Source organism: Campylobacter sp. RKI_CA19_01121, assembly GCF_025771295.1.
In the GTDB taxonomy this organism is placed as follows: Bacteria; Campylobacterota; Campylobacteria; order Campylobacterales; family Campylobacteraceae; genus Campylobacter_D.
The window spans coordinates 1-637 of sequence record NZ_JAKMQA010000037.1; the positions used below are offsets into that span (position 1 = coordinate 1).

Below are 637 nucleotides of genomic sequence, written 5' to 3' on the forward strand. Positions count from 1 at the left end.
TAAAGAAGATGAAGAATTATCTAATAAGGTTATTAATGTTATTCAAACTATTGGTGATGCTTATAATGCAGAAGATAGTAAAGAAAGAGAAGAAATCGTTAGAGATTTAGCAAGCAATTATTTAAGCTTACAAGCTAATACTTTAATCCAAGAATATTTACATGCTCTTAATCACTCCATTAATAGTGAGTTTAATCTAAACTATAATGATAGAGGTGGCTTAAGTGGTAATGCTAAAGTTCTTTTACCTATTATGAGTGAAGATAATCCAAAAATATCTTACTTTTTGCAAAGCGGTATAGGTGGATATGATAATAATAGAATCATAGGTCATTTTGGTGGTGGTATAAGATATTATCCTAATGCACTAGCATTAAATAATTCAGGAAATATCATGCTAGGATTAAACTTAGTTTATGATCATGATTTTAGTAGAGAACATAAAAGAATGTCTTTGGGCTTTGAAAGTATGTTAGATACATTAGCTTTCCATGCTAATGTTTATCAAAGACTAAGTGATTGGATTAATAGTTATGATTTTAAAAATACTAATAATGATCTAACTTTTTTAGAGCGTCCTGCTAATGGTTGGGATATGGGTATTAAATATGCTTTTCCTTCTATGAGTAATGTAGCC

At 28.9% G+C, this 637-nt stretch carries 1 protein-coding gene; it reads left to right on the plus strand.

Annotated elements, in window-relative coordinates:
- Positions 1-637, plus strand: a 637-nt coding sequence (locus L8T90_RS07855; RefSeq protein WP_263737176.1) for an inverse autotransporter beta domain-containing protein, incomplete at both ends; no start/stop codon positions are given.